Origin of the sequence: Collimonas sp. OK242 (assembly GCF_900107095.1) — a bacterium.
GTDB lineage: Bacteria > Pseudomonadota > Gammaproteobacteria > Burkholderiales > Burkholderiaceae_D > Collimonas.
On the sequence record NZ_FNOR01000004.1, the window covers coordinates 211063 to 232965 of the forward strand.

Annotated in this window: 22 protein-coding genes; 12 read left to right on the forward strand and 10 right to left on the reverse strand. The window is 57.2% G+C overall.

Annotation, left to right across the window (positions count from 1 at the left end; genetic code table 11):
* Window positions 1-50 precede the first annotated feature (50 nt).
* Genes BLV81_RS05605 through mpl form a run of 3 tightly spaced genes read right to left on the reverse strand, consistent with a single transcriptional unit; the run spans window position 51 to window position 2724 of the window.
* A complete protein-coding gene (locus tag BLV81_RS05605) occupies window positions 51-713 on the reverse strand; it encodes a chorismate--pyruvate lyase family protein (protein ID WP_092353420.1) in 663 nt (220 codons plus the stop codon).
* A complete protein-coding gene (locus BLV81_RS05610; protein ID WP_092353260.1) occupies window positions 713-1309 on the reverse strand; it encodes a YqiA/YcfP family alpha/beta fold hydrolase in 597 nt (198 codons plus the stop codon). The genes BLV81_RS05605 and BLV81_RS05610 overlap by 1 nt, the downstream gene beginning before the upstream one ends.
* The gene (gene mpl / locus BLV81_RS05615; protein ID WP_092353262.1) at window positions 1306-2724 is read right to left on the reverse strand and encodes a UDP-N-acetylmuramate:L-alanyl-gamma-D-glutamyl-meso-diaminopimelate ligase; all 1419 of its coding nucleotides are present in this window, start codon (window positions 2722-2724) and stop codon (window positions 1306-1308) included. Before mpl ends, BLV81_RS05610 begins: the two co-directional genes overlap by 4 nt.
* 123 nt (window positions 2725-2847) lie before the next feature.
* Between mpl and BLV81_RS05620 the strand changes: the two genes are divergently transcribed.
* From BLV81_RS05620 to BLV81_RS05665, 10 genes are all read left to right on the forward strand, one after another.
* Entirely contained in the window at window positions 2848-3501 is a 654-nt protein-coding gene (locus tag BLV81_RS05620) for a hypothetical protein (RefSeq protein WP_092353264.1), read from the forward strand.
* Complete coding sequence (locus tag BLV81_RS05625) at window positions 3501-4022, forward strand: TlpA family protein disulfide reductase (RefSeq protein WP_092353266.1); 522 nt, start codon at window positions 3501-3503, stop codon at window positions 4020-4022. The genes BLV81_RS05620 and BLV81_RS05625 overlap by 1 nt, the downstream gene beginning before the upstream one ends.
* Before the next feature lie 141 nt (window positions 4023-4163).
* Window positions 4164-4601 carry a type II 3-dehydroquinate dehydratase gene (gene aroQ, locus BLV81_RS05630; protein ID WP_092353268.1) on the forward strand — a complete coding sequence of 146 codons (438 nt, stop codon included), beginning with the start codon at window positions 4164-4166 and terminating at the stop codon, window positions 4599-4601.
* A gap of 109 nt (window positions 4602-4710) precedes the next feature.
* On the forward strand, window positions 4711-5166 hold the full coding sequence (accB, locus tag BLV81_RS05635; RefSeq protein ID WP_092353270.1) for an acetyl-CoA carboxylase biotin carboxyl carrier protein: 456 nt from the start codon (window positions 4711-4713) through the stop codon (window positions 5164-5166).
* A 171-nt stretch (window positions 5167-5337) separates the two neighbouring features.
* Window positions 5338-6726, forward strand: coding sequence for an acetyl-CoA carboxylase biotin carboxylase subunit (gene accC / locus BLV81_RS05640; protein ID WP_092353272.1), 1389 nt, complete (start codon window positions 5338-5340; stop codon window positions 6724-6726).
* A 42-nt stretch (window positions 6727-6768) separates the two neighbouring features.
* The gene (prmA, locus tag BLV81_RS05645) at window positions 6769-7677 is read left to right on the forward strand and encodes a 50S ribosomal protein L11 methyltransferase (RefSeq protein WP_092353274.1); all 909 of its coding nucleotides are present in this window, start codon (window positions 6769-6771) and stop codon (window positions 7675-7677) included.
* Window positions 7678-7687: 10 nt separating this feature from the next.
* Window positions 7688-9127: a DUF3426 domain-containing protein gene (locus BLV81_RS05650; RefSeq protein WP_092353276.1), complete on the forward strand. Its 1440-nt coding sequence runs from the start codon at window positions 7688-7690 to the stop codon at window positions 9125-9127.
* Window positions 9128-9238: 111 nt separating this feature from the next.
* Window positions 9239-10171: a carbohydrate kinase family protein gene (locus BLV81_RS05655; protein WP_092353278.1), complete on the forward strand. Its 933-nt coding sequence runs from the start codon at window positions 9239-9241 to the stop codon at window positions 10169-10171.
* 204 nt (window positions 10172-10375) lie between these two features.
* The gene (locus tag BLV81_RS05660) at window positions 10376-10627 is read left to right on the forward strand and encodes a hypothetical protein (RefSeq protein WP_143036287.1); all 252 of its coding nucleotides are present in this window, start codon (window positions 10376-10378) and stop codon (window positions 10625-10627) included.
* 90 nt (window positions 10628-10717) lie between these two features.
* Window positions 10718-11257: a peroxiredoxin gene (locus tag BLV81_RS05665; protein ID WP_092353282.1), complete on the forward strand. Its 540-nt coding sequence runs from the start codon at window positions 10718-10720 to the stop codon at window positions 11255-11257.
* Window positions 11258-11328: 71 nt separating this feature from the next.
* Here the strand turns inward: BLV81_RS05665 and BLV81_RS05670 are convergent, their stop codons facing one another.
* On the reverse strand, window positions 11329-12564 hold the full coding sequence (locus BLV81_RS05670; RefSeq protein WP_092353284.1) for an MFS transporter: 1236 nt from the start codon (window positions 12562-12564) through the stop codon (window positions 11329-11331).
* A gap of 177 nt (window positions 12565-12741) precedes the next feature.
* Here BLV81_RS05670 and BLV81_RS05675 point away from each other — a divergent pair, with 177 nt between their 5' ends.
* Window positions 12742-13557 carry an AraC family transcriptional regulator gene (locus BLV81_RS05675; RefSeq protein ID WP_092353286.1) on the forward strand — a complete coding sequence of 272 codons (816 nt, stop codon included), beginning with the start codon at window positions 12742-12744 and terminating at the stop codon, window positions 13555-13557.
* A 22-nt stretch (window positions 13558-13579) separates the two neighbouring features.
* Here the strand turns inward: BLV81_RS05675 and BLV81_RS05680 are convergent, their stop codons facing one another.
* On the reverse strand, window positions 13580-14188 hold the full coding sequence (locus tag BLV81_RS05680) for a glutathione S-transferase C-terminal domain-containing protein (RefSeq protein ID WP_092353288.1): 609 nt from the start codon (window positions 14186-14188) through the stop codon (window positions 13580-13582).
* Window positions 14189-14463: 275 nt separating this feature from the next.
* On the opposite strand from BLV81_RS05680, the gene purB reads away from it, so the two are divergent.
* A complete protein-coding gene (gene purB, locus BLV81_RS05685; RefSeq protein ID WP_092353289.1) occupies window positions 14464-15831 on the forward strand; it encodes an adenylosuccinate lyase in 1368 nt (455 codons plus the stop codon).
* Between the two features lie 77 nt (window positions 15832-15908).
* Here the strand turns inward: purB and secF are convergent, their stop codons facing one another.
* The 5 genes from secF to queA all read right to left on the reverse strand — a co-directional run bounded on the left by secF (window position 15909) and on the right by queA (window position 21784).
* Entirely contained in the window at window positions 15909-16853 is a 945-nt protein-coding gene (secF, locus tag BLV81_RS05690) for a protein translocase subunit SecF (protein WP_092353291.1), read from the reverse strand.
* Window positions 16854-16976: 123 nt separating this feature from the next.
* Window positions 16977-18842, reverse strand: a complete 1866-nt coding sequence (gene secD, locus BLV81_RS05695; RefSeq protein WP_092353293.1) for a protein translocase subunit SecD — start codon at window positions 18840-18842, stop codon at window positions 16977-16979.
* A gap of 164 nt (window positions 18843-19006) precedes the next feature.
* Complete coding sequence (gene yajC / locus BLV81_RS05700) at window positions 19007-19363, reverse strand: preprotein translocase subunit YajC (RefSeq protein ID WP_092353295.1); 357 nt, start codon at window positions 19361-19363, stop codon at window positions 19007-19009.
* A gap of 242 nt (window positions 19364-19605) precedes the next feature.
* The gene (tgt, locus tag BLV81_RS05705) at window positions 19606-20733 is read right to left on the reverse strand and encodes a tRNA guanosine(34) transglycosylase Tgt (RefSeq protein ID WP_092353297.1); all 1128 of its coding nucleotides are present in this window, start codon (window positions 20731-20733) and stop codon (window positions 19606-19608) included.
* Window positions 20734-20764: 31 nt separating this feature from the next.
* Window positions 20765-21784, reverse strand: a complete 1020-nt coding sequence (gene queA / locus BLV81_RS05710) for a tRNA preQ1(34) S-adenosylmethionine ribosyltransferase-isomerase QueA (protein WP_092353299.1) — start codon at window positions 21782-21784, stop codon at window positions 20765-20767.
* Window positions 21785-21903 lie beyond the last annotated feature (119 nt).

Here is a 21903-nt window from a genome sequence, read left to right on the forward strand (position 1 = left end):
GCATGCTTTACGTGTGGATTTCTGATGATACCGCTGCCAGCACCTTGTGCTTATCTTGCAGCGCCAAATGATAATAATTGATGGGCCGGATGAATATGCCGGGACAGATCAGAGGAAACGGAAAAATCGGGGGACAGCACTTTGATGTCTGGACGCGCGCGCCGCAACTCCTCGATCTCGGGAAAAAATACTTCCGTCACCAGCATGACGCCGGTTTTGCGGCGGAAGGCCGAACGCCTGGCCCACAAAGGGTAAGGAAAACTGTCCTTGCCGCTGGCAGCGCACATGCGCCGCACCAACGGATGATCGCCGTACAGGCGGGCAAATTGCAGCTGCCCGCGCCGCACCAGCGGATCGCCGAACAGCGTGGTGCCGAGTGAACGCTCACCGAGGGAGCCGAAAAAAGGCCATTCGGCGGTCGTCGCGTCCAGCGCCAGCACCGTGTGCCCCAGCACCATGGGACGGTCGTCGCAACGCAGCAAGACATCCCGCTCCTGCACCTGAAGGCGGCGCGGCAAGCCGATCGCCTGCCATTCCTCAGCCAGGCACATGGCGCGCTGCTGGCGCAGGCGCTGGACACGAAACTGTTGGCAATGCGCCATCAGCTTATAGGTCAGCGAGACCCGATCGGTCAGCCAATCGCGCAAATTAGCGGAAGGATCGACGCCGTTGGCATGATCATGCCATTGAGCGCAGGTATGGGAACGCGACATCAAGCCCCCGCCGTCGCTGCGGGGCCGCATGCAATCCCGCAAAATGCCAGCACCGCGTCGGCATATTCGGCAAATTCGCTGATGCCATGATCGCTGCCTTGTATCACCTGCTGCCTCGCTTGCCGGTAATGGCCTACCATTTCTTGCCAGTCGAGCACTTCGTCGCCGGTGGCGGCAATCAGGAAATAACGCTCCGGCCGGGTGATCGGTCCGATCTGCAAGGCCTGCAATTGCTCGATGTACTCGCGCTTGAACTCAAATGGTTCGTCAGAGTGATATTGCGTGCTGACGCCGATATATTTTTCCAGGTCGCGCGGCGGCTTGACTGCCGGATTCAGCAGCACCGCACGGCAGCCGAGCTGCTCGGCCAGCCAGGTGGCGTAATAGCCGCCCAGCGAGGAACCGATCAGGGTCAGGCCGGCTGGATCGCAAGCCTGGATACAGGCGCGCGCCACAGCTATCGCGGCAGCGGGTGAGGCTGGCAGCTGTGGGCAGAGGTATTCGGCAGCTCGCCCCAGCCGCTGCATGCGCTCGGCCAGCAGACGCGCCTTGAACGATTGCGGCGAAGAGCGAAAACCGTGCAGATACAAGATCATTGCAATCCAGGCAAAGGTAAGGAAAGTGCCGCCAGAATCTTTTGATGGACGCCGCCGAAACCGCCGTTGCTCATCACCAGTACCTGGTCCCCCGGTTGGGCCGCCTTGACGATCGCCGCCACCAGCTGGTCGAGCTGGTCGTAAGTACTCGCTTTGCCGCCAAGCGGCTGCAGCGCTACGGCCAGGTTCCAGTCCAGCGCATCCTTGCCGGCGCCCTTGGCGCCATAGCCGAACACCAGGTCGGCCTCGCTCAGGCTGCCCGGCAGCGCTTCTTTCATGGCGCCCAGCTTCATCGTGTTCGAGCGTGGTTCCAGCACCGCCAGGATCCGTGCCGCGCCTACTTTTTTGCGCAAACCGGCGACCGTGGTGGCGATTGCGGTTGGATGGTGGGCAAAATCGTCATACACCGCGATCTGGCGGACGCTGCCGCGCAATTCCATGCGCCGTTTAACATTCTCAAAGCGGGACAAGGCGCCGATGGCCTGCGCCGGCGGCACGCCGACATGGCGGGCGGCGGCAATCGCGGCCAGGGCGTTCATGCGGTTATGCTCGCCGCTCAATTCCCACTGCACCGTGCCCTGCGGTTCGCCATTGAAGCCTACTTCAAAGTGGCCATTGTCTTGCGTGCGCAGCGACCAGCCCGGCTGGTCGTGATCGCCGCCGAAAAATTCCTTTTCGCTCCAGCAACCGCGGTCCAGCACACGCTGCAATGCCGGTTCGCGGCGATTGACGATCAGCCGGCCGACGCCGGGGATGGTGCGGACCAGGTGATGGAATTGGGTTTCGATCGCCGCCAGATCGGGAAAGATGTCGGCATGATCGTATTCGAGGTTATTCAGAATCGCGGTCTTGGCGTGGTAATGGACGAATTTACTGCGCTTATCGAAAAATGCCGTATCGTATTCATCGGCTTCGATGACAAAGAACGACGATGGCGCTGCGTTTGCGCCTGCCTGAGCCTTACCCGACAGACGCGCCGATATGCCGAAATTCATCGGCACGCCGCCGATCAGAAAACCCGGATCGTAGCCGGCGTCTTCCAGAATCCAGGCCAGCATCGCCGAAGTCGTGGTCTTGCCGTGGGTGCCGGCCACCGCCAGTACCCACTTGTCGCGCAGAATATGCTCGCCTATCCATTGCGGGCCCGAGATATAAGGCAAGCCGCGATTCAGGATTTCTTCCATCAGCGGATTGCCCCGCACCACAACATTGCCGATGACGTACAAATCGGGCTGCAAGGCAGTTTGTTCAACGCCGAAGCCCTGAATCAAGGTAATTCCCTGCTCTTCGAGCTGGGTGCTCATCGGCGGGTACACATTGGCATCGCAGCCGGTGACTTTATGCCCGGCCTGTTTGGCCAGCACCGCCAAACCACCCATAAAGGTGCCGCAGATACCAAGGATATGAATATGCATTCTTGAGTTTCACTATGCTGAAAAGAGGAATACCGTGATTTTACCTGAGCGGCCGCCGCACCCGCTAACAGGGCTTGGAAAAAGTGAAATGCAGCGGGACGGCTGCCGTCAAATCGATTTATCATGCCTGTCATGACATCCAATCTCTCACCTGAACTGGAGCAGCTGCGCGCGGAAATTGCGGCGGCGGCGGCCCGCATGATTGCCGAGGACGGCGCCGATTACGGCACTGCGAAGCGCAAAGCGGTCGAACTGTGCGTCGGCAGTAAACGAGGCGGCGGCAAAATTCGCGGCGAGTACTTGCCTGATAACGCCCAGATCGAAGAAGAAGTGCGCATATATAACGAACTATTCTTTGCCGATACGCAACCGGCGCGGCTCTTGCATTTGCGCCGGATCGCCGCCGAAATCATGGGTGAGCTAAGGCAATTTAGGCCTTATCTTACAGGTGCTGTCCTCAATGGCACTGCCGGAGCACACTCGGACATCCATTTACACTTGTTTGTCGACAGCCCCAAAGACGTCGAAATTTTCCTTTTTAATAAAAATGTACAGTTTGAGCTGTCTACCAGCCCTCCCCTTAAAACTAGTGGTAATAACGACCCGGTGGAAACTGTGAGTTTCATGTATAAAAAAGAAGGGCTGCATCTCACCCTATATGAAACTGACGATTTGCGCGGTAGTATCAGGGCCGCATCCGGTAAACGGGCCGAGCGGGCCGATCTCAATGCGGTACTTGCGCTGATCCATCAAGAAGACAAGCAAAAAGAAGATTAATGAAAAGAAATATATTCATATTTGCGCCGATTGCCATTCTATTTTGCGTGATCGGCGTTTATTTTGGCGTCCAACGCCATACGCCCGCATCTCCGGAAAGCATGGCGACAGCCAGTCTGCTAGCCCAGGAAATGCCTGACGCCAGCGGCAAGGCCAGTGCATTGGCGCAATGGAAGGGCAAACCCCTGGTCGTCAACTTCTGGGCAACCTGGTGTGCGCCCTGCGTGGCAGAGATGCCGGAACTGAATGCCCTGCAAGCTGAGATAGCGGCCAAGAATATACAAATCGTCGGCATCGGCATCGATTCCGCCGATAACATCGCTAAATTTGCAGAAAAATACAAAATCTCTTATCCCTTGTATGTAGCTGGCGCTGGCGCCACTGCGCTGCTGCGGCAGTTCGGCAACCAGAGCGGCGGCCTGCCCTTCACCGTCTTGATAGGCCGCGATGGCCAGGTGAAAAAAATGTACCTGGGTAGCCTTAAATTCGACGAGTTACGGCAAGATCTGGGATTGCTGTAGCCTTAGGTCAACACGCCCTAGCCCCCGGGAAAATAATTAGCATTGCTCCGCTGAAATTTAACAGAAACAAATTTTCCCTTGCCAGTCAACGTCATTTGACGGCAAAATGCGGCCATCATCGTCAAACGGAGCACCATCTCCATGGCAAAAAATATACTTCTACTCAACGGACCCAACCTGAATTTACTGGGTACAAGAGAGCCAGAAGTCTACGGTTCGACTACGCTGAGCGACGTCGAGCAAGCAGCACGGGTCCAGGCAGCCGCCGCCGGGGCTCGGCTTGAGCACTTCCAAAGCAATCACGAAGGCGCACTGATAGACCGCATCCACGCGGCCAAAACAGAAGGCGTCGACGCCATTGTGATCAACCCCGGTGGGCTTACGCATACCAGCGTCGCCTTACGCGACGCATTGACGGGAGTGGCAATCCGTTTTGTCGAAGTCCACATCTCGAACATCCACCAGCGAGAAGCATTTCGACATCATTCCTATTTATCGGATGTCGCGGTGGGCGTCATTTGCGGTTTGGGCGTGGACGGTTATCGCGCAGCAGTTGATTTTGTCATTAAGAAACTCTAGTTGATAGCCCTGTCGCTACGGAGTCTTTGCTGATTCCTTGCAACTGCGCTGAGCTGTCTGCCAAAAAAACGAAAATAGCTTTTCATTAATATATTCTGAAGGATTGCATATGGATTTGAGAAAACTCAAAACGCTGATCGACCTGGTCGCGGAGTCAGACATCGAAGAACTTGAAGTGACCGAAGGCGAAAGCAAGGTCCGTATCGTCAAGTCGTCTGCATCCCAGCAAAACCAGGTTGTCATGATGCAACCGCAACAACACCCGGCCCAATACCAGGTAGCGGCGCCGGCCCCAGTGGCTGTCGCAGCACCGGTAGAACCGGTATCGGAAGGCCACATTGTCAAATCGCCAATGGTCGGCACCTTCTACCGTTCTTCGGCTCCCGGCTCGCCAGCGTTTGTCGAAGTCGGTTCGGAAGTCAAGGAAGGCGCCACCCTGTGCATCATCGAAGCCATGAAATTGCTGAATGAAATCGAAGCCGACGCTTCTGGCGTAGTGAAGAAGATCCTGGTGGAAAACGGCCAGCCGGTCGAATTCGGCCAGCCATTGTTTATTATCGGCTGATTGTTGGCTGATACGGCTCCACCCAGTAGTCTGCACGGCGGCATCCGCGTCATACGGATCTCGCCGTTCTGGTTGTTGATGCAGCGCCTTTTTCCGGCTTCATGCGGGGCCTGTGTTGCCAATCCAATGCTTGATAACGCTTAACTTTTAGCGACGCATATACCAATTACTATGTTTGAAAAAATCCTTATCGCCAACCGCGGCGAAATCGCCTTGCGCATCCAACGCGCCTGCCGTGAGATGGGCATCAAAACCGTGATGGTCCATTCCGAGGCTGATCGTGACGCCAAGTATGTGAAACTGGCGGATGAATCGGTCTGTATCGGCCCTGCGCCGTCCAGCCTGAGCTATCTCAACATGCCGGCCATCATCAGCGCCGCAGAAGTCACCGATGCCGAGGCGATTCACCCTGGCTACGGCTTCTTGTCCGAAAATGCCGATTTCGCTGAACGCGTCGAGCAATCAGGCTTTGTCTTCATCGGCCCGCGGCCGGCGAATATCCGCCTGATGGGCGATAAAGTATCCGCCAAACAAGCCATGATCCGTGCCGGCGTGCCCTGTGTTCCGGGCTCTGAAGGCGCGTTGCCGGACGATACGAAGGAAGTCGTCAAGATTGCCCGCAAGATCGGCTACCCGGTCATCATCAAGGCGGCCGGCGGCGGCGGCGGACGCGGCATGCGCGTGGTGCACACTGAAGCGGCGCTGGCCAACGCGGTAACCATGACCAAGACTGAAGCCGGCGCCGCGTTCGGCAATCCGGAAGTGTATATGGAGAAGTATCTGGAAAATCCGCGTCACGTGGAAATCCAGATCCTGGCCGACCAGTTCAAGAACGCCGTCTGGCTGGGCGAACGCGATTGCTCGATGCAACGCCGCCACCAGAAGGTCATCGAAGAAGCGCCGGCGCCAGGCATCCCGCGCAAGGTCATCGAAAAAATCGGCGATCGTTGCGCCGAAGCTTGCCGCAAGATGGATTACCGCGGCGCCGGCACTTTTGAATTCCTGTATGAAAACGGCGAGTTCTACTTCATCGAAATGAATACCCGGGTTCAGGTTGAGCATCCGATCACCGAAATGATCACCGGCATCGATATCGTGCAGGAACAGATTCGTATTGCGGCCGGCGAAAAGCTGCGTTTCCGCCAACGCGATATCCAGCTGTCCGGCCATGCGATCGAGTGCCGCATCAACGCCGAAGACCCGTTCAAATTCACGCCATCTCCTGGCAAAATCCTGTCATGGCATGCGCCTGGCGGCCCTGGCATCCGGGTTGATTCGCATGCATATGCAGGCTATTTCGTGCCGCCGCATTACGATTCGATGGTGGGCAAGGTGATTTCTTACGGCGCCACCCGCGAGCAAGCTATCAAGCGGATGCAGATTGCTCTGTCGGAAATGGTAGTGGAAGGCATACAAACCAACATCCAGCTGCATCGCGAGCTGATGATTGACGCCCGTTTCATCGAAGGCGGCACCAACATCCACTATCTGGAGCACAAGCTGGCCGAACGGCCGGTGGTGGCGAAAGAGACAGATAAAGCGGTAAAGAAACAAGGATAAGCACCTTCGGGTGATGATCCACAACACACAGTAAGGCATCTGATGAGCTGGACCGAGATTGTTATTGAAGTTGCATTGAGCGACGCCGAGGCGCTGTCTGATGCGTTGATGGATGCTGGCGCCTTGTCGGTTTCGGTAGAAGATGCTGACCTGGGAACCGCCGCCGAACAACCCTTGTTCGGCGAACCCGGCATGGAGCCCAAGGAAGCTGCCTGGCAACGTAGCCGGGTGGTGGCTCTGGCCGAGGTCGATGCCGATCATGAAGCTATAGTCAGCAACGCCGCCAAAGCTTGCGGCGTAGCGGTCCCGCCCTACTCTTTGCGCCCGGTCGCGGCACAGGACTGGGTGCGCCTGACGCAATCTCAATTTGAACCTATCCATATCGGCAAGAATATCTGGGTAGTGCCTAGCTGGCACGATGCACCCGACGCCAACGGCCTGATCCTGGAACTCGATCCGGGCCTGGCTTTCGGCACCGGCAGCCATCCCACCACCCGCCTCTGCATGGAATGGCTGGAAATCCAAGTCCCGCTGCAAAAACCGCAATCGGTGCTCGATTACGGTTGCGGCTCGGGCATCCTGGCCATGGTCGCCAAGAAACTCGGCAGCAGCACGGTCATCGGCGTCGATATCGACCCGCATGCGATTAATGCGGCGCGTTACAACAGCGAACGCAATCATTGCGACGTCGCCTATTATCTGCCGGAAGATTTCAGCACCCAGAGCCCGCTGCAGGTATTCGATATCGTGGTGGCCAACATCCTGTCCGGCCCGCTCAAGCTGATGGCGCCGATGCTGTGCAGCCGCATCGCGGCCGGCGGCAGCCTGACCCTGTCCGGCGTGCTGGCAGAGCAGGCGGATGATGTCATTGCCGCCTACGCCCAATGGATTCCATTGACCGTCTGGGCAGAGCAGGACGGCTGGGTAGCGCTGTCCGGAAGCCTGAAGTAAGCAGCACATCATGGCGCTCGCGACCCAATGTCCGCATTGTCAGACCACCTTCCGGGTCGCCAATGACCAGCTGAAGCTGCGCGGCGGCCTGGTCCGCTGCGGCAGCTGCCGCGAAGTCTTCAACGGTATCGAACACCTGGTGCGGCCTGACGTGGCAGCGCCGGTGGCGACACCTGCAGCGGTGCCAGAGCAAGAAATCAGCAGCGCCCAAACTCATGCTGTCGCCGCCGATAAGGCAGCCCGGACGGAACCGCAGCATGGCGAATCACAGCCCGCTGCCGCACACGCGGTGCACATCGCACCGCAACCGTTTTCTGAACAGCAGCCGGAGCAGTTGCCGCCTCGGTTGCCGGCCGCCGAAGCGGCAGCCATGGTGGCTACCGATCGCCCGCTACCGGCGACAAGCATCAGCGCAGCCGTCATCATCAACGCCGCCGAAACGAAAACCTCGGCTTCGGATCGGGTAGAAGCTGCGATTGATGGTCTCGAAGAAGATTTACGCATCGCTGAAGAAACCAGCCAATCGGCGCCAGCCGATGTGCATCACACGCCATTCGGCTTGATCAAGCCGTCCGCCCCCATCGATCCGGACCAGCCGACGAGCAGTTCGCCGGCGCCGAATGTCTGGCATCGTCATGTAGACGATAGCGATGACGAAGACAATCAGATGGCGCGCATGACCTTGATGCACGTCGCCGGGCAAGACGATTACCCGCTGACGGCAAAAACCGACGCGAAAGATGGCGCCGCACACGCCGACGATGACGAGCTCGACCGCATCATCGACGAGCTTCAACGCAAGCCATGGCGCGGCGAAAAGAACACCGCAGCGGCAGCTTCCTTGAGCGCGGCCGACGGCAGCGAAAACGGCAGCAAAAGGAAAAGCCGCGAGAAAACTGCCGAACCCGAGCTGGATGCCAGCGATGAACCCGACTTCGTCCTGAGCGCACGCCGCAGACAGCGCCTCGGCGGCCCGCTGCGCGGAGCCATGTGGGGCATAGGCGCACTATTGTTGATCGGACTGCTTGCGCAGTCGACCTATTTTTTCCGCGACCAGCTGGCGGCACGCATGCCGCAGCTCAAGCCGACGCTGATCAGCGCCTGCGCGAAAATCGGCTGTACGGTTGGCCTGCCTATGAAAATCGACAGTATTTCGATCGAGTCCAATGAACTGCAAGCGCTGGATCCTGCGCGCAATCTGTATTCACTCAACCTGTTGCTGCGCAATCGCAGCGACACCGTGCAAGCCTGGCCCAACATCGAACTGACCTTGAACGATGCGAACGAGAAGGCGATAGTGCGGCGCGTATTTGCGCCTCACGATTATTTGAACGCATCGCTCAGTCCGGCCCAGGGCTTCGGCAGCGACCAGGAACAGCCTGTGAAGCTGGGGTTTGAGTTATTGCAGCTGAAGGCATCGGGTTACCGGGTATATCTGTATTATCCGTAATGCTAAACTCCGTATCGTTATTCTTCTTCGCAATTTAACCGTTTTATCGTAGGGTGGGCACGCAGTGCCTACGCGCGACTGCGATGTAAACTTTGTCCCAAAAAATATATTATGTCCTCTCTCATCTGCGGTTCATTGGCTTTCGACGTCATCATGCAATTTCCGGGACGTTTCTCGGATTCGCTGCTGGCGGATCAGCTGCACAAGATCAGCGTCTCGTTCCTGGTGCCGACCATGCGCCGCGACTTTGGCGGCTGTGCCGGCAATATCGCCTACAACCTGAAGCTGCTGGGTGGCGATCCGCAGATCATGGCCACCATCGGCCACGATGGCGGCGACTACCTTGAGAGACTGGATAGCCAAGGCATTTCGCGCAAAACCGTACGCATCATCGAGTCGATCTACACTGCGCAATGTTTCATCACCACCGACTCCGACAATAACCAGATCACCGCCTTCCATCCAGGCGCGATGACCCACTCGCACGAAAATAAAGTGGCCGATGCCGGTCCGGTCAAACTGGCGATCGTGGCTCCGGACGGCCGCGACGGCATGCTGCAACATGCCGCCGACTGCGTGGCGCAAGGCATCCCGCTGATCTTCGATCCGGGCCAGGGCATGCCGATGTTCAACGGCGACGAACTGAAGCAGTTCATCGAACTCGCAACCTACATCGCCATGAATGATTACGAAGCCGAGATGCTGGCTTCACGCACCGGCTTGTCGCTGCCGCAAATCGCCGAGCGGGTATCGGCGCTGATAGTCACCCGCGGCGAACTCGGCGCGGAGATATTTACCGGCGGCGGAAAAATCGACATTCCTTGCGTCAAGGCGGAGCAGGTTCTGGATCCTACCGGCTGCGGCGACGCCTTCCGCGCCGGCATGCTGTACGGCCTGAACAACGGCATGGACTGGGCTACCACCGGCCGTCTCTCCAGTTTGATGGGCAGCATCAAGATTGCCCATCAAGGCCCGCAGAATCACACACCTAGCCGCGCCGAAATCGATAATCGATTTCATCGTGAATTTGGTTACCGATTGTAAAAGTAGTAAGTCAATTCCTATGCTCCGCACTGATACTGGGCGGGGTATAGAAAAAAACCGCCAATCTCTCCCGTGTTTCCATGAGCGATTTCGACATACCCCCACAATTTCCGATTCTGGCGTGATACATACCCCCCTTCCCAAGCTGAACTTATCTGCTAGGCTCATATCCAACTGGCATTAGAGCGATGGACGGAGGGCATCATGAAAAAACGACTTTTAACCGGCATGGCATTAGTTGGCGCAACCTTGTTGCTGGGCGGCTGTGTGGCCTATCCATACGGCGCATACGCTGGTGATCCATACTATGGCGGCGGTTACTACGGCGGTGGCTATGGCTATTATGCTCCCGCACCAGTCTACGTAGCACCTAGCGTTGGTATCGGCTTTAGCTACTCGCGTGGCTGGGGCGGCAGAGGCTGGGGCGGTGGCGGCGGCTGGCATGGCGGTCACTAAGCAGCTTGTCACCCGCACAGGCTGAACACGTGATTGGACAACGCTGCGATCTCGACGCATGATGCTACCTATCTTTAACCAGGAGTCTTCATGAAACGATTGATTGCCGCTGTATTGGTTTGCAGTTCTGTCGCAGCACCGGCCTTTGCCGCTCTCAAGGCCGGTCAGCAAGCGCCTGCGTTTACCACGCAAGCCTCTATCGGTGGCAAGGTATTCAGCTACTCGCTGGCCGACGAGCTCAAAAAAGGCCCGGTGGTGCTGTACTTTTATCCCGCCGCCTTCACCAAGGGTTGCACCATTGAGGCCCACATGTTTGCCGACGCAGTCGACAAGTACAAGGCGCTCGGCGCTACCGTGATCGGGGTTTCCGCCGACAACATCGATACTCTCAATAAATTTTCCGTCAGCGAATGCCGCAGCAAATTCCCGGTTGCCGCCGATCAGGACCAGAGCATCATGAAATCCTACGATTCCGTGCTGCTCTACAAAACCAACTACGCCGACCGGGTATCGTATGTCATCGCCCCCAACGGCAGCATCATCTACGAATACAGCAGCATGGATCCGGACAAGCATGTCGGCAACACGCTGCAAGCGCTGGAACAGTGGCTGGCCAAACAAAAGAAGTAATGCCGCAATGCTGGGGCAGATAGGAAAAAGCGCGCTGATGACAGCGCGCTTTTTTTTACGGCAATTTTCAATCAGCCGGCGGCTTTTCGCCGATGCGCTTCAAGATTCGGCAGGAACGCCGCCAGCAAGCCGATCAAGGGCAGGAAAGAGCAGACCTGATAGACAAAACGGATGCTCGTCATGTCAGCCAGCTGACCCAGGGCCGCAGCACCGATACCGCCCATCCCGAAAGCAAAACCGAAAAACAATCCTGACACGGTGCCGACTTTACCAGGCACCAGCTCTTGCGCGAATACCAGAATTGCCGAGAATGCAGAAGCCAGTATCACGCCGATCACCACCGTCAGCACGCCGGTCCAGAACAGATTGGCATACGGCAGCATGAGGGTAAACGGCGCAACGCCCAGAATCGATACCCATATCACCAGCTTGCGGCCAACCTTGTCGCCGATCGGGCCACCCAGCACGGTACCGGCAGCCACCGCGAACAGGAATACAAACAAATGCAGCTGTGCCGACTGCACCGACAACTGGAATTTATCGATCAGATAAAACGTGAAGTAGCTGCTCAGGCTGGCCATGTAAAAATATTTCGAGAAAACCAGCATCAGCAAGATAGCTATCGAGAACATGACCTTCCTGGGCGGCAGCGCCACATAATGCTGCTTTGCCTTGGCCGGCTTGCCTTTGGCCTCCAGGCGCTTGCGCTTGTACCAGTTGCCGATCTGCCACAGCACCACAATTGCCAGCAACGCCGCCGCCGAAAACCAGGCGATGCTGGTCTGTCCGTGCGGGATCACAATCCATGCCGCCAGCAACGGCCCCATGGAACTGCCGGCATTGCCGCCGACCTGGAATATCGATTGCGCCAGACCGTGCCGGCCGCCGGAAGCCATGCGCGCCACGCGCGACGACTCGGGATGGAAGATGGATGATCCGGTGCCGACCAGGGCCGCGGCAAACAGCAAGATGCCGTAGCTGGGCGCAACCGACAAGATCAGCAAACCCACCAAGGTAAAGCCCATGCCCAATGCCAGCGAATACGGCTTAGGATGTTTATCGGTGTACAGCCCCACCAGCGGCTGCAAGATCGATGCGGTAATTTGATAAGTCAGGGTAATCAGGCCGATCTGCGCAAAGCTGAGATTGAAATTCCCTTTCAGCAGCGGATAGATCGACAAGATCAGCGACTGGATCATGTCATTCAGGAAATGGGCAAAACTGATGGCGCCCAATACGCGGAAACCGGTTTTTTCGGCGTCGTGCGACCCCAGCGCGGGGGAAATCTGCTTGGCAGCGGTTTGCATGGTAAGGGAGGATGGCTAGTTGGAATAGGGCGCAAATGAGATGAAAAACAGCCTGGTCAGGCCTTGCAATGACTCTTCCTCATTTGCAAGACATCAGTGTAAGCAAAAAAATCGAGACTGTTTTAAGATAGAAAGACATAATTTGTCGTATTTCTGCCATTCTGTCATCGCGTCACTATGCCCGTACAAATACTTACCCATACCAGGATAGGCTTGCTGGATGTCGTGCCGGATGCTCAGCACCCGGTGCGCCTGCGCGCCCGCGACCTTGCCGCCGCCGAATTGCTGAGCGCCCACTCTCATCCCTGGGGCCAGGTCACCTATGCGCCGGAAGGCGTATTACGGGTGAGCGTGGGCAACAGCACCTGGATCGTGCCGCCGCTGCGGGCCATCTGGATTCCGCCGTACGCGGAGCATGAAATGGCGACCATCGAAAAATCGCAGTTGCGTGCCTTGTACGTCCATCCCGATGCGGCGCCGTTCCACGGCCAGGAATGCATCGTGCTGGAAGTGTCGAGCTTGTTGCGTGAACTGATCGTCGCGCTGTCGCAAGCCGACGACGACAGCCTGCGCGAGTCGCTGCTGAGCCAATTGATACTGGATGAACTGGCCGAGGCAAGAACGCCCGGCATACGCATTGCGCTGCCGACCGAAAAACGTCTGCAAGCGATCTGCCAGGCGCTGCTGGAAGCGCCCGACTCAAGCAGGACGCTGGCGGATTGGTCAGAGCAGGTTGGCGCCTCGGAGAGAACCCTGGCGCGCCTGTTCGAACGCGACCTGGGCATGACTTTCGGTCAATGGCGGCAGCAGATCAGGCTGGCGCATGCGGCGCCGATGATCGCGCGCGGCATGCCGCTGTCGCGGGTGGCGGCCGAACTGGGCTACGCCAGCCAATCGGCTTTTTCCGCCATGTTCCGGAAAACCTTCGGGCAGTCGCCGTCGACTTTCTTCGCACCGAAAAAAATTAACCCGGCGGCCAATCAGCAGAATTAGTAATGGCCGCTGGGATGGCGGCTTACTGGGGAACGGTATCTTTGAACGACTGGCGTTCAGACAATTTCTCGAACAGCTTGGCCAAAGTCGGATAGTCTTCGCGCCAGGTAATTTCCGGGAAGCGGAAGCTGAGCCAGCCCAGCGCGCAACCCACCGCAACATCGGCCAGCGAATAATGCGTGCCGGAGCAGAATGGCTTTTCCGCCAAGCCTGCCGCCATCGCTTTCAGGCCGGCGTCGATCTTGCGTTGCTGGCGGTCGATCCAGGCCTGGCTGCGCTGTTCTTCAGGGCGCAGCTTGTTTTCCAGGCGGATCAGCACGCCCGCATCCAGCACGCCATCGGCCAGCGCTTCCCAGCATTTCACTTCGGAGCGCTCGCGGCTGTTAATCGGGATTAATTTGCCAACCGGTGTCAAGGTATCAAGATATTCGACGATCACGTGCGAATCGAACATGGCGCCGCCGTCTTCCATCACCAGGCAAGGTACCTTGCCCAGCGGATTGGAAACCTGGATCTTGGTGTCAGCAGCCCAGACATCGTCCAGCACAAATGCGTAATCAAGCTTCTTTTCCGCCATGACAACACGAACTTTGCGAACAAAAGGACTACCCAGGGAACCGATTAGCTTCATATGTCACTTATTGTAAAAAATGTTGGCTGATTATAGCATTCGCCCCCGGCCACTTTGTTCTTCACCAACCCCGCCTGTGTGCAAAGCGGCATATTTACCACGGTGCCGATGGTAAAATTCGGTTTATCTTGTTTTTGCCTTGCGTTGTCGCCAGACGTTGTTGCTAAAATTTCAGTTTGGTTTCTTACGCACCTACAGCGACGCTGTGCAGTTGCAAAACAGAAACAACTGGCGCGCCAGCCCTATCTTCATTCACCTCTATAGTCATCACTATCATGTCTCTTACCACGCTTTCCGCCCTGTCCCCGCTGGATGGCCGCTACGCCGCCAAAACCGATAAGCTGCGCCCGATTCTGTCTGAGGCCGGTTTCATGCACCACCGGGTCAAGGTTGAAATCGCCTGGCTGCAAGCGCTGTCGAGTGCCGGTTTTGCCGAGATCAAACCGTTCTCCGCCAGCGCCAACGCACTGCTCGACAAACTGGCAAGCGATTTCACTGAAGCTGATGCCGAACGCATCAAGGCCATCGAAGCCGTCACCAACCACGACGTCAAGGCGGTCGAATACTGGCTCAAGGAACAAGTCAAGGATGTGCCGGAACTGGTCGCGGCATCTGAATTCATCCACTTCGCCTGCACCTCGGAAGACATCAACAACACTTCCCACGGCATGATGCTGAAAGCGGCGCGCGATACCGTGCTGCTGCCAGCCTTGCAACAAGTGATCGCCAAACTCACTGAGCTGGCGCACACCAATGCTGATTTGCCGATGATGTCGCGCACCCACGGCCAGCCGGCCAGCCCGACTACGCTCGGCAAGGAAATGGCCAACGTCGTGGCGCGCCTGCAACGTGCGGTGCAACGCATCGCTGCCGTGGAAATCCTGGGCAAGATGAACGGCGCAGTCGGCAACTACAATGCCCACCTGTCAGCCTACCCCGACTTCGATTGGGAAAATTTCTCGAAGAACGTGATCGAGCAGCGCCTGGGCCTGGTGTTCAATCCCTATACGATCCAGATCGAGCCGCATGACTACATGGCTGAACTGTTCGATGCAATCAGCCGCAGCAACACCATTCTGCTCGATTTGAATCGCGATATCTGGGGTTACATTTCGCTCGGCTTTTTCAAGCAACGCACCAAGGCCGGCGAAATCGGTTCGTCGACCATGCCGCACAAGGTCAACCCTATCGATTTCGAGAACTCCGAAGGCAACCTGGGCATGGCCAACGCCGTGCTCAAGCACATGTCGGAAAAGCTGCCGCTGTCGCGCTGGCAGCGCGACCTGACCGATTCCACCGTATTGCGCAACATCGGCGTCGGCCTCGGTTACGCGATACTGGCTTACGATAGCTGCCTGCGCGGCTTGAACAAGCTGGAAGTCAATCCGGGCCGCCTGGCGGACGATCTGGACGCAACCTGGGAAGTGCTGGCCGAGCCGGTGCAAACCGTGATGCGCCGCTACGGCATCGAGAACCCGTACGAGCAGCTGAAGGAGCTGACGCGCGGCAAAGGCATCTCCAAAGAAGCCCTGCGCGAGTTCATCCTCAAGCTGGAAATTCCGCAGGAAGCCAAAGACCATCTGCTGGCCATGACGCCGTCCAACTACATTGGACATGCGGCATTGCTGGCGAAGAAAATCTAAAGCACGGCGCCCGACATTGATTCCGTCAGACCAAAAAAAACCAGCCCGAAGGCTGGTTTTTTTATAACCGCAACGCCTTACACCACGGCGCCGTCAGTCTCGTCTTTTTCCTTGATCGGCTTGATCATGTCTTCACGTTTGACGCCCAGCCACATCGCCACCGCCGCCGCCACGAACACCGAAGAGTAGATACCGAACAGAATACCGATAGTCAGCGCCAGCGCGAAGTAATGCAATGCAGGGCCGCCGAACACGAACATCGACAACACCATGATTTCAGTACTGCCGTGCGTGATGATGGTACGGGAAATCGTGCTGGTGATCGCATGGTTCATGACATCCGCAACCGCCATTTTGCCGAAGCGGCGATCGCGGAAAGTTTCGCGCACCCGGTCGAACACCACCACCGATTCATTCACCGAATAACCCAATACCGCCAGGATCGCCGCCAATACCGTCAGCGAGAATTCCCATTGGAAGAATGCGAAGAAGCCGAGAATGATCACCACGTCATGCAAGTTGGCGATAATCGCTGCCACCGCATATTTCCATTCGAAGCGGATGGCCAGGTAAATCATGATGCCGATCACCACAAACAGCAGCGCCATCAAGCCGTCATGCGCCAGTTCGTCACCCACCTGCGGCCCGACAAACTCTGTGCGTTTCAACTGGACATCGGCGTCCTGCTGCTGCAAGGCTTTCAGTACGGTCGCGCTCTGCGCATTGGAATTTTCACCCTTTTTTGCCGGCAGGCGAATCATCACGTCTTGCGCAGTGCCGAAATTGGTGACCTGGTTATCGGTGTAACCAAGGCCCTCAACGGTCTTGCGTATGCCCTCGATATTGGCCGGCTTGCTATAGGCGACTTCGATTACCGTACCGCCGGTAAACTCGATCGACAGATGCAGGCCTTTCGAGAACAGGAAGAATACGGCGAATACAAACGTCAGCGCCGAGATCGCATTGAATATCAATGCATGGCGCATGAACGGAATATCTTTTTTGATACGGAAAAGTTCCATCACATTCCTTTTGGTTCACACCACTGGTTCTTACCTGTGTGGCCGCGCATCCCCGGATGCCAATGCGGCCACAACGTTATTCAATATCGGCTTACGGCTTGGTTGCAGCAGCTTAGTTGCAACTCAAGCGTTCGGCTTCCAGATCTGGCCTATCGACAAGCTCGTCAGTTTCTTCTTGCGGCCGTACCAGAGATTGGCGAAACCACGCGACACGAAGACCGCTGAGAAAATCGAAGTCAGGATACCGAGGCAATGCACCACTGCAAAACCGCGAATCGCACCCGAACCGAAAATCAGCAATGCCAGGCCGGCAATCAATGTCGTCACGTTCGAGTCGAGAATGGTGGCCCAGGCGCGGTCGAAACCGATGGCAATCGCTGCCTGCGGTGAATTGCCGTTGCGCAGTTCTTCGCGGATACGTTCGTTCACCAGCACGTTGGCGTCGATCGCAATACCGAGGGTCAGCGCAATCGCGGCGATACCCGGCAAGGTCAGGGTTGCCTGCAAAGTCGACAGCACCGCGATCAGCAGCAACAGGTTGACCGACAGGGCCAGTACGCTGAACAGGCCGAACAACATGTAGTAGATGATCATGAACACCGCGATGACGGCGAAACCGTACATGGTCGAGTCGAAACCCTTCTTGATATTCTCGGCGCCCAGTTGCGGGCCGATGGTGCGTTCTTCGATGATCGTCATCGGCGCCGCCAGCGAGCCGGCGCGCAGCAGCAGCGCCAGGTCGGCCGCCGCTTCCGGCGAACCCATGCCGGTGATCTGGAAGCGCGAACCCAATTCGCTTTGAATCGTCGCCACCGTCAGGACTTCGCCCTTGCCTTTTTCAAACAGCACGATCGCCATCGCCTTGCCGACCTTGCCGCGGGTAGCGTCGCGCATCTTGCGGCCGCCGTCGCCGTTGAGGTCAATGCTGACTGCCGGTTGCTGGTTCTGGTCGAAGCTGACTGCCGCGCTGGAGATATAGTCGCCAGTCAGCACCGGATCCTTGTACAGCACCACCGGCGCATTCTTGCCGACCTTGAACAGCTCGGAACCGAAAGGTACGGCAGCGGTGGCTTCCGTGCCGCGGGTGACCGACTCGTCCACCATGCGCACTTCCAGCGTGGCTGTGCGGCCGATGATGTCCTTGGCGCGCGAGACGTCTTGCACGCCGGGCATTTGCACCACGATGCGGTCAGCACCCTGGCGCTGGATGATCGGCTCGCTGACGCCCAGTTCATTGACCCGTTTCGACAAGGTCGTGATGTTTTGCGTGACGCCGTTATCGACGATCTGCTTGAGCGCTTCAGGCTTCAGCGACGCCGTCAGCATCGGGTCGGAACCGGCAACCGCCGGCGCCACCTGGATCAGCATTTCAGACAGTTGCGGCGCCAGTATGTTGCGCGCCTTTTCCAGCGTATCCTGGTCGCGGAAGCTGATTTCGATCGCATCGCCATTGCGGTTGATGCCGCTGTAGCGGATATCCTTGTCGCGCAATTCGCTGCGGGCGCTGGCTTGCAAACCTTGCAAGCGCTTGTTGATGACCGCCTTGGTATCGACCTGCATCAGGAAGTGCACGCCGCCGCGCAAATCGAGGCCCAGATACATCGGGAACGCGTGGATGGCTTGCAGCCAGTGCGGCGTATTCGGCACCAGGTTGAAGGCGACCACGTAGACCGGATCGGTGGGGTCGGTATTCAGGTTTTGTTCCAGCAAAGCCTTGGCCTTGAACTGGGTATCGGTATCGTGGAAACGGGCGCGCACCGTGCCTTGGGCGCCGGCGTTCTCAAAAGTGACGCTGTCGGACAGCAAATTGCCTTGCTGCAGCACTTGCGAAACCCGGTCAGCCAGCGAGCTGTCGATCTTCAAGGTCGATTTGCCGCTGCTCACCTGTACCGCAGGCGATTCGCCAAAGAGATTCGGCATGGTGTACAGCACGCCGAACAGCAGCGCGAAGACGATCAGAATATATTTCCAGAGAGGATAGCGATTCATAGTGATTCAGCGTTCAGTGCGAGTCTCAAGATCAGATGAGTCTCTTGCTTGTGTGTGAGGCTGCCGATGCCCTGGGCGGTTTCCGCTGCGGGGCTCTTTTCTGTACATGACAAGTACCGAGAGCACCCGATCCGGATGCTCTCATTCCATCAAGCAGGGCAAATTTACAGCGCCGTCTTGATTGTGCCCTTTGGCAGCAAGGTGGTGACCGAACCCTTTTGCACCACAACTTCAGTACCGCTGGCGATTTCCAGGGTGATGTAGCTGTCGGTAACTTTAGTGATCTTGCCCAGTATGCCACCGGCGGTGACGACTTCATCGCCCTTGCCGAGTGCTTCCATCATGGCCTTTTGCTCTTTCTGACGCTTCATTTGTGGGCGAATCATCAAGAAGTACAGGACCGCGAACATTAAGACAAACGGAATAACGGTGCCCAGACTATTGGGATTCAGTCCGAATAGACCGGTAGCGGTGTTAGCCGCTGGCGCAGCTTGCGCATATGCATTGGAAATAATGAACACGAGTTGCTCCAAGTAGTAGTTTGAAAATAGCCCAGCATTCTAGCATTGGGTAGCGGCATACAACCGCCTGTGTGCCGCCCCTTGCCATTTATTGCCGGGAAAATCAGTTCAGCCTGCCGCGGGATACGTACCTCGGCAGCCGCAACCAACTGTCATAGACCGTTTTACCTAAAAACAGTTGCAAAAATACATATTTTCAAGATGTTTTACCAGCAACTTACTGGCAGCCCGCACCGACCACCTTATACGCCGCGCGCCCGCTCCACATGAAATTGCTTCACAAACACGCTGAATTGGCCGACATCCAGGGCATTCCTGATATTTTTCATCAGATCCAGGTAATAATGAAGATTGTGGATCGTATTCAAGCGCGCGCCAAGTATTTCGCCGGTGCGATGCAAATGATGCAAGTAAGCGCGCGAGAAATTGCGGCAGGCGTAGCAGCCGCAGGTCTCGTCCAGCGGCTTTTCATCTTCCTTGTAGCGGGCATTCTTGATCTTCAGATCGCCGAAGCGGGTGAACAGCCAGCCGTTGCGGGCGTTGCGGGTAGGCATCACGCAGTCGAACATGTCAACGCCGTTCTCGACCCCGGCCACCAGATCTTCCGGCGTGCCGACGCCCATCAGATAGTGCGGCTTATCCGCCGGCAGTTGCGGCCCGATGTGCGCCAGCACGCGCATCATTTCTTCTTTCGGCTCGCCCACCGACAGGCCGCCGATGGCGATGCCGTTAAAGCCGACATCCTGCAAACCCGCCAGCGACTCATCGCGCAAATGCTCGTACATGCCGCCCTGGACGATGCCAAACAGCGCATTCGGATTTTCCAGCTGGTCGAACTCGTTCTTGGAGCGCTTGGCCCAGCGCAGCGACATCCGCATCGATTGCGCCGCCTCGTCGCTGGTGGCCGGCCGGCCGTCGATTTCGTACGGCGTGCACTCGTCGAACTGCATCACGATATCGGAATTCAAGGCCTTCTGGATCTGCATTGATACTTCAGGCGAGAGGAAAAGTTTGTCGCCATTGATCGGCGAGGAGAACTTGACGCCTTCTTCGGTAATCTTGCGCATGGCGCCCAGCGAAAACACCTGGAAACCGCCGGAATCGGTCAGGATCGGCTGGTCCCAGCCCATGAACTTATGCAAGCCGCCGAATTTCCCGATGACGTCCATGCCAGGCCGCAGCCATAGATGGAAGGTATTGCCGAGAATGATCTGGGCCTCGATCTCGACCAGTTCCAGCGGCGACATCGCCTTCACCGAGCCATAGGTGCCGACCGGCATGAAAATCGGCGTTTCGACAACGCCGTGGTTGAGTTTGAGACGGCCGCGACGGGCCTTTCCTTCGGTTTTTAGCAGCGTGAATTCAAGCATGGGTAGAGGTGGCAATCTTCGGTAATCAATATCAAACGTTATTAGTAAGCAACATCGCATCGCCATAACTGAAGAAGCGATAGCGCTGCGCGATGGCATGGGCGTAGGCAGAGCGGATGCAGTCGTAACCGGCAAAGGCGGATACCAGCATCAGCAAGGTCGATTTCGGTAAATGGAAATTGGTGATCAGACGATCAACCGTCTTAAAGGTATAGCCAGGCGTGATGAACAAGGCGGTATCCGCGCTGCCGGCCTGCAAAGCGCCGGATTGCGAGGCCGATTCCAGCGCGCGCAAGCTGGTGGTGCCTACCGCGACCACTTTGCCGCCGGCGCCCTTGGTCGCACGCACGGCGTCAACCGTGGCTGCGGTGATCGTATACCACTCGCTATGCATCTTGTGTTCTGCCAGATTCTCGCTGCGCACCGGCTGGAAAGTGCCGGCGCCGACATGCAGCGTGACATAGGCAAACCCGATGCCCTTGTGCTGCAAGCGTTCCAGCAAAGCCTGGTCGAAATGCAGGCCGGCAGTGGGCGCCGCTACCGCACCGGCATGTTTGGCATAGACGGTTTGATAACGGGTTTCGTCGAAGGCGTCGGCATCGTGCTCGATATATGGCGGCAAAGGTAGACGACCATGGGCGTCGATCAGTTCGAACACATCGGCCGGGAACACCAATGTATAAAACTCGCCGACGCGCTCGCCGACGACCACCTCAAACGCCTCGGCCAGGCAGATCCTGGTGCCGGCCGGCGGCGATTTCGAAGCGCGCACCTGGGCATGCACGGTACGATTATCGACTACGCGCTCGACCAGTACTTCGACCTTGCCGCCGGTTTCCTTGACGCCGAAGAAGCGCGCCTTGAGCACCCGGGTGTCGTTAAACACCAGCAGGTCGCCGCAATTCAATAGTTCGACGATGTCGGCAAACTGACGGTCAATAAGTTGTTCGCCGTCTATATGCAGCAGGCGCGAGGCGCTGCGCTCGGCTAGCGGCGTTTGCGCGATCAGTTCTGGCGGCAGGTCGAAATCGTAATCGGAAAGAGAATGCATGCTCGAATAAATAATGAAATAACAGTCGGGGCTATCTGGTTGCCAATACGGCTATTGGCTTTACAATGGCAAACGCTGAAATCGGCACGAAGCGGACACAAAGTGGAGATACAACGGCT

Bases quoted from the DNA above. Each gene is read 5' to 3' on its own strand.
- BLV81_RS05605 (WP_092353420.1), bottom strand. From the start codon at position 713: ATGTCGCGTTCCCATACCTGCGCTCAATGGCATGATCATGCCAACGGC.
- BLV81_RS05610 (WP_092353260.1), bottom strand. From the start codon at position 1,309: ATGATCTTGTATCTGCACGGTTTTCGCTCTTCGCCGCAATCGTTCAAG.
- mpl (WP_092353262.1), bottom strand. From the start codon at position 2,724: ATGCATATTCATATCCTTGGTATCTGCGGCACCTTTATGGGTGGTTTG.
- BLV81_RS05620 (WP_092353264.1), top strand. From the start codon at position 2,848: ATGCCTGTCATGACATCCAATCTCTCACCTGAACTGGAGCAGCTGCGC.
- BLV81_RS05625 (WP_092353266.1), top strand. From the start codon at position 3,501: ATGAAAAGAAATATATTCATATTTGCGCCGATTGCCATTCTATTTTGC.
- aroQ (WP_092353268.1), top strand. From the start codon at position 4,164: ATGGCAAAAAATATACTTCTACTCAACGGACCCAACCTGAATTTACTG.
- accB (WP_092353270.1), top strand. From the start codon at position 4,711: ATGGATTTGAGAAAACTCAAAACGCTGATCGACCTGGTCGCGGAGTCA.
- accC (WP_092353272.1), top strand. From the start codon at position 5,338: ATGTTTGAAAAAATCCTTATCGCCAACCGCGGCGAAATCGCCTTGCGC.
- prmA (WP_092353274.1), top strand. From the start codon at position 6,769: ATGAGCTGGACCGAGATTGTTATTGAAGTTGCATTGAGCGACGCCGAG.
- BLV81_RS05650 (WP_092353276.1), top strand. From the start codon at position 7,688: ATGGCGCTCGCGACCCAATGTCCGCATTGTCAGACCACCTTCCGGGTC.
- BLV81_RS05655 (WP_092353278.1), top strand. From the start codon at position 9,239: ATGTCCTCTCTCATCTGCGGTTCATTGGCTTTCGACGTCATCATGCAA.
- BLV81_RS05660 (WP_143036287.1), top strand. From the start codon at position 10,376: ATGAAAAAACGACTTTTAACCGGCATGGCATTAGTTGGCGCAACCTTG.
- BLV81_RS05665 (WP_092353282.1), top strand. From the start codon at position 10,718: ATGAAACGATTGATTGCCGCTGTATTGGTTTGCAGTTCTGTCGCAGCA.
- BLV81_RS05670 (WP_092353284.1), bottom strand. From the start codon at position 12,564: ATGCAAACCGCTGCCAAGCAGATTTCCCCCGCGCTGGGGTCGCACGAC.
- BLV81_RS05675 (WP_092353286.1), top strand. From the start codon at position 12,742: ATGCCCGTACAAATACTTACCCATACCAGGATAGGCTTGCTGGATGTC.
- BLV81_RS05680 (WP_092353288.1), bottom strand. From the start codon at position 14,188: ATGAAGCTAATCGGTTCCCTGGGTAGTCCTTTTGTTCGCAAAGTTCGT.
- purB (WP_092353289.1), top strand. From the start codon at position 14,464: ATGTCTCTTACCACGCTTTCCGCCCTGTCCCCGCTGGATGGCCGCTAC.
- secF (WP_092353291.1), bottom strand. From the start codon at position 16,853: ATGGAACTTTTCCGTATCAAAAAAGATATTCCGTTCATGCGCCATGCA.
- secD (WP_092353293.1), bottom strand. From the start codon at position 18,842: ATGAATCGCTATCCTCTCTGGAAATATATTCTGATCGTCTTCGCGCTG.
- tgt (WP_092353297.1), bottom strand. From the start codon at position 20,733: ATGCTTGAATTCACGCTGCTAAAAACCGAAGGAAAGGCCCGTCGCGGC.
- queA (WP_092353299.1), bottom strand. From the start codon at position 21,784: ATGCATTCTCTTTCCGATTACGATTTCGACCTGCCGCCAGAACTGATC.